5 protein-coding genes are annotated in these 11,158 nt (G+C 55.9%); 2 read left to right on the forward strand and 3 right to left on the reverse strand.

All coding sequences use genetic code 11. From position 1 onward, the window contains the following. The coding region (locus RE6C_RS16755) for a cadherin domain-containing protein (RefSeq protein ID WP_039962327.1) at positions 1-4,394 on the reverse strand (4,394 nt) is incomplete at its 3' end. A 252-nt stretch (positions 4,395-4,646) separates the two neighbouring features. Between RE6C_RS16755 and RE6C_RS16765 the strand changes: the two genes are divergently transcribed. Together RE6C_RS16765 and RE6C_RS16775 are read left to right on the forward strand one after the other, a co-directional pair. After that, positions 4,647-5,831: a cohesin domain-containing protein gene (locus RE6C_RS16765; protein ID WP_173401801.1), complete on the forward strand. Its 1,185-nt coding sequence runs from the start codon at positions 4,647-4,649 to the stop codon at positions 5,829-5,831. 331 nt (positions 5,832-6,162) lie between these two features. Continuing rightward, complete coding sequence (locus tag RE6C_RS16775; protein WP_008658366.1) at positions 6,163-6,828, forward strand: cohesin domain-containing protein; 666 nt, start codon at positions 6,163-6,165, stop codon at positions 6,826-6,828. Positions 6,829-6,836: 8 nt separating this feature from the next. Here RE6C_RS16775 and RE6C_RS16780 read toward each other — a convergent pair whose 3' ends face one another. Together RE6C_RS16780 and RE6C_RS16785 are read right to left on the reverse strand one after the other, a co-directional pair. After that, positions 6,837-8,399, reverse strand: coding sequence for a DUF1501 domain-containing protein (locus tag RE6C_RS16780; RefSeq protein WP_008658367.1), 1,563 nt, complete (start codon positions 8,397-8,399; stop codon positions 6,837-6,839). Positions 8,400-8,542: 143 nt separating this feature from the next. Next, entirely contained in the window at positions 8,543-11,014 is a 2,472-nt protein-coding gene (locus RE6C_RS16785; protein WP_008658369.1) for a PSD1 and planctomycete cytochrome C domain-containing protein, read from the reverse strand. Positions 11,015-11,158 lie beyond the last annotated feature (144 nt).

An 11,158-nucleotide genomic window follows, 5' to 3' on the forward strand; every position in this document is an offset into this window, starting at 1 on the left:
GTCTCGAAGTCGAACATTGTCGCTGTGACAAGGTTGCCGCCATCGATGGTGAAGGCGGCGTTGTCGGTGTCGCCATCGCCGCTGACCAGAGCGTATGTGAACGTGTCGCCAGCATCCGCATCGGTTGTGCTCAATGCACCAACCGTGGTTCCCGATGCGACGTCTTCAGCAATGGTGTCGTTGTCAAACGCGATCGCGGTTGGAACGGCGTTTGTGCCGGTGATTGTGATCGTCAGGACTTGCGTGATGGTAGCTCCCGCCGAGTCCGTCGATTGAACACGGACCGAGTACGACGACTGGGTGTCGAAGTCGAACGTGGTCGCCGTCACCAAATTGCTGCCGTCAATCGAGAAGGCGGCGTTGTCTGTGTCGCCTTCACCGCTGACGAGGGCATAAGTGAACGTGTCACCCGCGTCGGCGTCTGTCGTGCTGAGTTCACCAACGACGGTTCCGGATGCCACGTCTTCCGAAATCGTGGCGTTATCGATCGCGAGCGATGACGGTGCGTCGTTGGAATCTGTGATCGACAGAGTCAGGATCTGCTCAAACGTGGCTCCACCCGAGTCGGTCGTTTGCACTCGAATCGAGTAGGACGACTGAGTCTCGAAGTCGAAGGAGCTCGCCGTCACGAGTTCGCTGCCATTGATCGTGAAGGCAGCGTTGTCGGTGTCGCCTTCGCCGCTGACCAAAGCGTACGTGAAGGTGTCCGAAGCGTTCGCATCGGTGGTGCTGAGCGTTCCGACGGTGGTTCCGACGGTAGCGTGTTCTTCGATGTCCGTGTTGTCGATCGAAACTGCCGTCGGCGTTTGATTGGCCTCGGTTTCAGTGATCGTGATCGTCAGGATCTGCTCGAACGTTGCTCCGGCCGAGTCCTCGGTTTGAACACGAATCGAATAAGACGACTGAGTGTCGAAATCGAACGTGCTAGCGGTCACCAAGTTCCCGCCACTGATCGTGAAGGCGGCATTGTCGGTGTCACCTTCTCCGCTGACCAGGGTGTAGGTGAAGGTGTCAGATGCATCGGCGTCGGTTGTGCTGAACGCACCGACGGTGGTTCCCGATGCGGCATCTTCCGAAACGCTGCCGTTGTCCAGGGCAATCGCCGTGGGAACTTCGTTGGTGTCGGTCACGGTGATCGTGAGGACTTCTTCGAAAGTCGCGCCGGCGGAGTCGGTCGTTTGAACTCGGATCGAGTAAGACGACTGGGTTTCGAAATCGAACGTGGTCGCGGTGACAAGGTTGCTTCCACTGATCGTGAAGGCGGCGTTGTCCGTGTCGCCATCGCCACTGACCAAGGCGTAGGTGAACGTGTCAGATGCGTCGTCATCGGTTGTGGTGAGTGCACCGACCGTTGTTCCTGACGCGGTGTCTTCTGCGATTGTGCTGTTGTCAATCGCGATCGCGGTTGGAGCATCGTTCACGTTCGTCGCGGTGATCGTGAATGTTTCCACGGTCGACAATCCGAACGGGTCGGTGCTTTGGATTCGGACCGAGTACGACGACTGGGTTTCGAAGTCCAACGATGCGGCGGTCACCAACTCATCGCCGTCAATCGCGAAGGATGCATTGTCGGTATCACCCGTGCCACTGACTAGTGTGTAGACGAACGAGTCCATCGTGTTGGCGTCGGTCGTGCTGAGCGTGCCAACGGTGGTGCCGACGTCGGCGTTTTCTTCCACATCGTTGTTGTCGATCGCGATGGCGGTGGGCGCCACGTTGGTCGAAGTGATGGTGATTGTGAAAGATTCCTCGGTGGACAGTCCGCCCGCATCCTGTGCCCGAACTCGAACCGAGTAGGACGACTGGGTTTGCTGGTTGGCCGCGAATGCGGTGACCAATTCTCCATTGGAGATGGTGAAGGAGGCGTTGTCCGTGTCGCCGGTTCCGGAAACCAACGTGTAGGTGATCGTGTCACCGGAATCCGGATCATCGGTGCCCAGGGTTCCAACCGTTGTGCCGCTTGGTTCACCGGTCGCAACGTGAGTGCCCGATACAGTGATCGCGGTTGGTGCTTCGTTAACGCTGGAAACCGTGATGGTGAAGGTTTCTTCGGTGAATTCGCCCGTTGAGTCGGTGCTGCGAACTCGGATCGTCAACGTGCCTTGCGTTTCGGCATCCAGCGATCCATTGGCTTGCAGTTCGTCGCCAGAGATCGCGAACATCCCATTGTTGTCGTCACCTTCACCGGTCACAAACGTGTAGGTGAACGTGTCACCGGACGTTGGGTCGGTGGAGGTGAATGTGCCGACGGTGTCTCCCGCTGAGCCGTTTTCAGCCACGGTGGCATTGCTGAGCGAGATCGCGGTTGGGCCTTCGTTGCTTTGAACAATCGTGAAGACTTGTTCGAATGTTTCGCCGCCCGAATCCGTTGTTTGAATTCGGATGCTGTAGCTGCTTTGCGTGTCGAAGTCGATCGTTGTCGCCGTTCGCAGTTCATTGCCGACGATGGTGAACGAAGCGTTGTCCGTGTCACCGGTTCCGGACACCAACGCATAGGTGTATGTGTCGGCGGCATCCACATCAGTGGTGGTGAAGGATCCAACCACGGTTCCCGAAACCGAATCATCCGCGACCGAATCGTCGCTGATCGCGATTGCGGTGGGGGCTTCGTTGATGTCATCGACATTGATCGTAAAAGTCTGATCGAATGACAGTCCACCTTGGTCGGTCGTGCGAACGACGACGGAGTAGCTGCTCTTCGTTTCAAAATCTAGGGATCCGGTCGCGACCAACGAATTGCCGGATATGGCAAACGTGGTGTCGGTGGTGCTGCCGTCGATTGAAACGATGCTGTAAGTGAACGTGTCATTCGTGTTGCTATCGGTGGTCGACAGGGTGCCGACCGAAGTGCTTGCCGCTTCGTTTTCAGCGATCGATGTGTCGCTCAGCGAAATCCCGGTGGGGGCAACATTTTGATCGGTCACTGTCAGTGTGAAAACGCGTTCCAATGTCCGACCCGTCGAGTCGGTGGTTTGCACACGGATGGTGTAGGTGTCTTGCACCGAAGCGTCGAAGACTTCTGCGGTCAACAACGTGTTGCCAGAAATGGTGAACGAACTGTTGTCGGTGTCACCGGTTCCAGAAACCAATGCATAGGTGTGCGTGTCGCCTGAGTCTGGATCCATCGTGGAGAACGTCCCGACGGAAGTTCCTACGGCAACGTTTTCAGCCACGGTGGTGGCGGAAAGGCTGATGCTGGTCGGTGCTTGGGCGTCCGGCAAATCAGGAATGTTTGGTGTCGACAATCCGACGACTCGTCGCAGCAAGTCGCTCGCGTCCAACGGACTCAATCCGTCTTGTCCCGTCACGTCACCGAGCAAGTTGGGATCGATTGCCGCGAAAGGAACAAAGGCTTCGCCGGAACCGCTGGCGTCCGTGACAACAAAGCCGCTGTCCAAGTCGACTCCCACACGGGCAACCAAACGAGCGTCTTCGGCGTCGTACCGACGGTTGGCGTTGACATCGCCGGGGAACGCAACGACTTGAATGGCATCGTCGGCGCTGGCGGTCATGGCTCCCGCGTTCACATCCAACGAACTGATTGTCAGTGTGCCGGTGGAACCATAAGGAGCGTCTTCAGGAATGGTCGCGATCAGATCAATGATGTCGGCTTGACCAGCGTCCATGGCCTCGAGGCTGAAGAACGTGATCGTTGCAACGCCGGGCGTGTCCAAGTTCGCTTCGACTTGGCTTCCTGTCGGAGCGTCGGCACCGAGTTGAACGGCGGAGATGTCCAGCATGGCTGGATCGTACTGAATGGTCAGCGTCACGGATGTCACGCCATCGGCATTGCTCAGTTGAATTGGCAACCCAGCTGGCAAATCGGTTCCGCTGCCACCGGCTGGCAATTGAACTGTTTGGCTTGGTCCGCGAACGATGTCGGGCAATCCAACAACCAAAGACGCGGGGCTGGCAACGGTGAAAGTCGTCACAAAGTTACCGCCGGCCGTGCCGTTGTCATCGCCGTCAAGAAGCTCGCCGTCGGCCAGGTCGGTGAAGCCGTCGCTGGCACTTCGAAGAGTCGCTGTGTAGGTGTCTGCAGCGAGCGGTCCATCGGTTGCAACGAATGTGACGGTTGTGCCGTTGATAACGAGTGAACCGCGCACTTCACCAGTCGTTGCACCCTGCAACGTCACGTCAGCGGCGCCCGCGGCTCCGGCTTCGGTGTCGTACAAATTGATTTTTTGGACGCTGATCTCTTCGCTCAACTCGGCGGTGAAGCCGGATGGTGTGGGTGCGAACGAAGCGATCGTGGCCGCCAAAACGCGCCGTGACTCCAGCGATTCGACTTTCAATCGTCGATCGCTCGATCCGAGATATCGGCTTTTATGGCGGGAATGACGGGATTTATTCGAAGTCAGACGAGATAGCAATCGTTGGACAGCGGGTTTCATAGATGGGAGACCTTGTTCGACCAAGGGTCGAGAGAAAAGCAATACTGCCGTCCCTGCTGAGGTTGGATTGTCACGCGGTCCCTGGCGACAAACTGAGTGCTCAAATCGAGCCCACGGTGATTTTAAGACGACGCCGAACGAATTTCGTCACCGGGCTTTCAGAATTTTTCTGGAAATTTTTTGTGCGTTGGTGCGTCAGAGGTATCGTTGAGTGAGACATCGAAACAACAAGAAAGACTCTGGCAAGCTCTGATGAAACCTTCTCGATCCCGTCGCCTTTCCGTTGAATCGCTCGAAGGCCGACGTCTTCTCGCAGCAGTCAACGTTCCCGATGACCTCATGTCGGCACCCGATGCAATCGTGTCTGTTCCGGTGAACATTGACTCGGCAACCGGAGTGCGTGCGGCGGAAATCCGCTTGAGCTACGACACGTCGGTTTTGGATCTGGATGCCGATGACATCGACTTCGGAAGTATTTGGGGGACCGGAAGCGACACGCAAGTCACTGCGAATGTGGACGACGCGGCGGGAACAGTGGTCATCTTTGTTTCAGCCTCCAGTGCGTTGACTGACGTTTCCGGCAGTCTGGTCGAACTTCCGTTTTCAGTTGCCAACGACGCGGTGGTGGATAGCACCACGGTGTTGGACCTGACACAAGTCACATTGAACGAAGGGCAAATCTCGGTCGATCCAGCACCCGTTTCCGGATCGGACTCAACCGACGGTTTGATCACCATCACCGCGGCCGCAACCGGCGATGACTCGATCTCTGGATTTGTATACGCGGACGCAAACAATGACAACGTTGTCGGAACCGGCGAAGCCATTCCGGGCGTCACCATTACTCTGACTAACACATCGACCGGCGCGGAAATTCAGACAACCACTGATGTCGACGGCAGTTACGAGTTCACCGATTTAGCACCCGGCGATTATGAAATTGTACAGTCGCAACCGGTCGCCTACTTGGACAGTGGTGTCAACGAGCTGACCGTCACGCTTGTCGAAGGCACTGCACTCGAAGACCAGAACTTTCGCGAACTGGGGTTGCTTCCTCAGTACATCTTCAATCGCTTGCATACCAACACGGTGTTGCCGGTTGGTTCCGACAATTGGAACGATGCAATCAGCGATATCAACACCTTTGCCGAATCAACTACTAGCAGCAGTTCAGCAAGTTCTGAAGCAGCTAGTTCCAGTGTGTTGGCGGCATCCACTTCGTCCGCTAGCGGGACCGAGCCTGCCACCACCGCGACATCGGATTCAACCGCCAGCGGCGAACCTTTGGTTGATGAGTCAAACACATCGCCGATTGCTTCGACCGTATCAACCGTCGCAACGGCACAGGCGGCGATGGGATCCCCCGTTGGTTCCAGCGACGACGACTCGGATGACACCGCCGCGGTGGACGAAGTCTTTGCAAGCAATCTGTTTTAGCGAAGCATTGAATTCACGCTGAATGGGCGTCGCTTTTTTGCTCATTGCATGAAACAGATCTCTGTTTGCGTTCTGCGTTGATGCTTGGCATTGCCCGCCGAGAAAACAATCGGAGTCACTTCGGTCATTCCCAATGAAACTCGAATCTGCGTCGGCTGATTCTCGTCGGGTAAGGTTGAGTGACGTTGACACAAATGTTCAGCCTGGATTACTTCTTTCATTGAAGTCCCCAAGTTCGAGTGGAGTTTCAATCTCCAATTGAAATTGCCGGGCGTTCATTGCACTCGCGATGAACAGAAGATTCCATTCGGAAACATACATGGGAGCCAGGATGGCCAAAACATGTCGCGTGTTGACGACCGAGCGTTTGGAAGGTCGACACTTGATGGCAAGTGTGTCATTGGATGCCATGGGACCCGCCGTTTCGGGGCCTGTCTTGGCGCAAGAGGCTGTGTCGCAAACGTCCGTTGCGTCGATCCAAGTGGAGGACGCGCCGAACTTGAGAGCAGCCGAGATTCGATTCGAGTTTGATCCCAAGTCCGTGCGAATCGAAAAGGAAGACATTCGCCCCGGCGCGATCTGGGACAACAAAGCCGCACTCATCGCAAACGTCGATGAGCAAACCGGCACCGTGGTTGCCTATGTGTTTTCAACGCAGCCTATCCTCGGCAGTGATGGCAACCTGCTCGACATTAAAATTGATCAATCGCGAAACGCTGCTTGCCTGACTCCGGCGAAGTTGGATCTTCAACATGTCCGGTTGAACGAGGGCACAATTGAATTGGAATCCGAACCCGTTGAGGGACCAGATCCGACGGATCATTCCGTCATGCGATCGTCTCGATCGACGGATATGTTTGCACCGCCAGAGACCAAACCATTCATTGGACCGGTCTTGCCGGATCACTTGAAACCAAGTCACGTCGACACGGTCATGAACGACCTCTTCCGGTCACCCGTTCGCGGAAGAATGCTCGGTTTCCAACGCAACGGTTGATCGAACGTTCAGCCAACGATTTCGTGGATCACACTTCCGAAGACGTCGGTCAACCGGAAGTCGCGTCCCGCATACCGATAGGTCAACTTCTCGTGATCCAGCCCTAGCAGGTGCAGGATCGTCGCGTGCCAATCGTGGATGTGACATTTGCCTTCAACGGCTTCGTAACCATGTTCGTCGGTGGCTCCGTAGCTGAACCCGCCGCGAACTCCGCCGCCTGCCATCCATGTGGTGTAGCCCTTGTTGTTGTGATCACGGCCATCGCCATTCTGAGCGTGTGGCGTTCGGCCGAATTCACCGGCCCAAATCACCAACGTTTCATCCAGCAAGCCTCGTTGCTTGAGGTCTTGCAGCAATCCTGCGATGGGGCGATCGATCTGTGAACAGTGATCGTCCATTTCGTCTCGCAAGTTGCGGTGGTGGTCCCATCCCGGGCTCACGCATTCGATGAATCGCACGCCGCGTTCTGCCAAACGTCTCGCCATCAAGCACTGACGACCAAAGTCGTCCGTCCCCGAACCATTGATGCCGTACAGTTCCAACGTGTCCTGAGATTCATCGGACAAGTCGATCGCCTCGGGCATCTCGGATTGCATTCGATACGCCAACTCAAACGATTCGATCATGCCTTCCACTTGAGGCTGGTGGCCGTCTCGATCGAGTTTGTTTTGATTCAGGTTTTGAATCAGGTCCAACTGAATGCGTTGCAAATCCGGATCCAACATTCGGTTTGTCAAATTGGGAATCGCACTGTCATCGCGCCCAGCGAATTGATCGCGTAAGGGACGGCCAAACGGACGCTGCTGCATAGACGTGTCCATACCGCCTGACATTCCCATCCGAGATTCGGCGTAGCGTCGGCGTCGGTCGCCGTTCATTCCCGGTTGCATTCCACGACGTGATCGTCCCGGTTGATTGCCACCGTTTGGTCGCATCATATTTTGAGCGAACCCGCCACGGCCTCGACCGCCCGCTTTCATCTTGGTTCCTTGATAGATCGCTGGCAGGAACGAGCTGGCATAGTTGCCACTGTCACCGGGCGACGGATTCAAAACGATGAACCCGGGCAAGTTTTCGTTTTCGGTGCCGAGACCATAAAGCGTCCACGCACCCATCGAAGGCCGCGGGAACTGAAAGTTTCCCGTGTGAGTTTGCGTGGTGGCTTGCGGATGATTGGGTTGATCGCAATGCATGCCTCGTAGCAAGCACAAGTCATCGGCTTGCTTGGAAAGTTCGGGGAACAAGTCCGAAATCCACAATCCACTGTCGCCTCGTTGGCGAAATTCCCAAGGCGATCCCAACAGCCGCCCGGTCCCGCCGTACTTGCCGACCTTGCCAGTGTCCTGTGTCAGTTGCGGCTTGTAGTCAAACGTGTCGACATGAGACGGTGCACCTCGCATCGACAAAAAGATGACGCGTTTGGCTTTGCATTCAAAGTGAGGCTCTTTCACCTCCAGCGGATTGCTCGCACGTGCTTGCTCGGTCGCCAATGCCGCAAATGCGAGGTAGCCAAATCCACTGCTGACAGCTTTGAGTGCATTGCGGCGAGAGAGGTTGGTTGAATCGGACATGATGGAACCTGATGAGAGTGCGAAGTGGAGGAGTGAAGCTTCTTAGCGGAGCGGCGCAAGCCGCCCGGTTCGGCAATTCCCTGTGGCATACGCTTCCAGCCTGTGAGTGAGGTTCCACAAGCTGGAAACCCATGCCATATGGTTCAGTTCAAACATCGGAACTCAGCCGAAGCGATCAACGCCTGGCAGAATGCTGTCATCGCGAGTTCTTGTGTCTGCACAAAGCGATTGGATCTTCTGCGAGCCGGACCCATGAACTCTTGGAAGAAGTCCACGCAGCTTCGGATCTCAGAATCGGTCGCCGGTCGGCCATAAGTCGCCAGGAATGCTGCCGCGACGCCATCGCGAATGCTTTTGTGTTCGTCAAGTAATTGACGGCCGAGTGCTTCCGCGTTCTGCAACACAAACTCATCGTTCATTAAAAACAATGCCTGCGTCGGAACGTTCGACACATCGCGTTTCGCATTGCTAAGACTTGGGTCGGCGAAATCAAACAACGCGAGCGAACGAGGCACGGCGTCGCGAACGATTGGCAAATACACGGAACGTCGATCGTTCAATCCGTCCAAAAGCGACGCGTCGAGTGTCCTGCCGATTCGGTTGTTGCCATAGCGAGCGAGGGGTGAACCGATCGGACGTTCCAGGTTCAAACCACCGCCGATGGCGAGGATCGCGTCTCGCATCGATTCCGCATCCAACTGTCGTGGGCTGGCACGCCAAAGCAACCGGTTGTCTGGATCAACTTCGTAGTTCGACTCGTTCATTCGCGAACTCATTTGATAGGTTCGCGACAACACAATTTCGCGGATCATTGACTTCACGGACCAATCTTTGGTGAACTCGATTGCCAAGTGATCCAGCAACTCGGGATGCGAGGGCGCTTGTCCGGTCAGTCCCCAGTTGTTTGGCGTCGACACAATGCCTTCACCAAACAGATGCAGCCAAATGCGGTTGACCATCACACGGGCGGTCAATGGATTCTCAGGCGAAGTCAGCCACTGGGCCAATTCCAGTCGTCCACTGGAGTCGGGCGGAATCGAAAAATCGGAACTGTGCGGAAGGATTTGAACAAAGCCACGTGGAACGCGTTGCGCCGGAGTTTCCACATCGCCGCGGACGAGAACCGCTGCGTCTGCGCAAGACTCGGAGTCTTGCACTCCCATCGCGAGCGTCCGCGGAATCCCGTTGTCATCAATCTCTGACAACACCCCTTGGATCAATGCAATTTGAGCCCGCAGTCGAATGACCGATTGCTGTTGCATGGGATTGTCACGGTCGCGAACCGCTTCGGACATCTGGGAACGAAGGTCTCGCATTCGTTCGTTGAGATCATCGATCTCATCTGAAGTGTACGTTTTGCCGGCGGGTACTTTGTCCTCGATCGGCAACTGCAATAAATCCGATGCGTTGCGGTTGGTGATCCCCTCGGCCGTTCCGTAGTACGTGTTGGTGCTTTGGAAGATCCCCGCCATCGCGTAGTAGTCGGTTGTTGGAATCGGATCCAGTTTGTGATCGTGGCAACGGGCACAGGCGACGGTCAAACCCAAGAACGCTTTGGTCACCGTGTCAATTTGCTCGTCGATGATGTCCGCTTGGACTTGCCGCGGATTTCGCTCGACCAGGTTTTTCGTTCCGATCGCCAGAAAACCGGTTGCGATCAGGTTCTCTTGCCACTGTTCATCCGTTTTGACCGGCAACAAATCACCAGCGACTTGTTCGGAAATGAAGCGATCGTAGGGAGTGTCGTCGTTGAAAGAATCGATGACATAATCGCGGTAACGCCACGCATGGGGATAAGTATTGTTGGTGCTGTTGCCGCAGGATTCGGCGTAGCGAGCCACGTCCATCCAGTGGCGTCCCCAGCGTTCGCCAAAGCGTGGGCTGTCGAGCAGTTCGTCCACTTTGGCCTCGATCGCCGCATCGCGATTCCTGGCTGTCGCGCGAAGAAAGGATTGGACTTCGTCGGGGGTGGGAGGCAATCCGATCAAGTCGAACGAAAGGCGACGAAGCAATGTTCCGGCGTCCGCATCAATTGCTGGTTGCAAACCATTGTCTTCGAGTTTCGCCAGCACATGCCGGTCGATGGTCGACTTGGCCCAGTCTGAATTTTGTACTTGAGGAGGTGCTTGTTCTTGCGGTTTTTGGAATGCCCAGTGATCTCGTCCGGCTTCTAGATCGATTGTGGTTTCCACCGTGATCGATTCGCGAACGCGGGGATCGGGCAATCCCATTTCAATCCATCGTTTGAAGTCCGCTAGCACATCGTCGGGCAATTGCCCTCGCGGTGGCATCTCCCAACCGTTGTACGTCACCGCATCCCAAAAGGGGCTGTCTTCCGGATGTCCGGGCACGATGGATGGCCCGGACTCACCGCCCAACAGCAGCCCATCTCGGGTGTCCAAACGCAGACCTCCACGTGTCTTGCCTGATTCGGCCGAATGACACTCGTAGCATTCGCGAACCAGCACCGGACGAATTCGATTCTCAAAGAACTCAAGTTGTTCCGGAGAGATCTCGGCGGTCTCTTGAGCCCGCGACTCGAGCGATCCGATGACGCTCAACGAAGCGACCAACATAGAAAAGATGAATGTTTTCATGGCGACACGTGCAAACATGAAGGCTGGCAGAGAAGAGAAAAGGATTCGGCGACAAAAGTGGGGTAGGCTTATGGTGGACGGTCCAATCTTTGGCATTGACGCCGGAATTGGCATGGCTTCTTGAGGCGGTTTTCTGTCTTCAGTCACCTCTCCCCCGGCGCA

It is taken from the genome of Rhodopirellula europaea 6C (assembly GCF_000338295.1).
Taxonomy (GTDB): domain Bacteria; phylum Planctomycetota; class Planctomycetia; order Pirellulales; family Pirellulaceae; genus Rhodopirellula; species Rhodopirellula europaea.

Bases quoted from the DNA above. Each gene is read 5' to 3' on its own strand.
- RE6C_RS16785 (WP_008658369.1), bottom strand. From the start codon at position 11,014: ATGTTTGCACGTGTCGCCATGAAAACATTCATCTTTTCTATGTTGGTC.
- RE6C_RS16765 (WP_173401801.1), top strand. From the start codon at position 4,647: ATGAAACCTTCTCGATCCCGTCGCCTTTCCGTTGAATCGCTCGAAGGC.
- RE6C_RS16780 (WP_008658367.1), bottom strand. From the start codon at position 8,399: ATGTCCGATTCAACCAACCTCTCTCGCCGCAATGCACTCAAAGCTGTC.
- RE6C_RS16775 (WP_008658366.1), top strand. From the start codon at position 6,163: ATGGCCAAAACATGTCGCGTGTTGACGACCGAGCGTTTGGAAGGTCGA.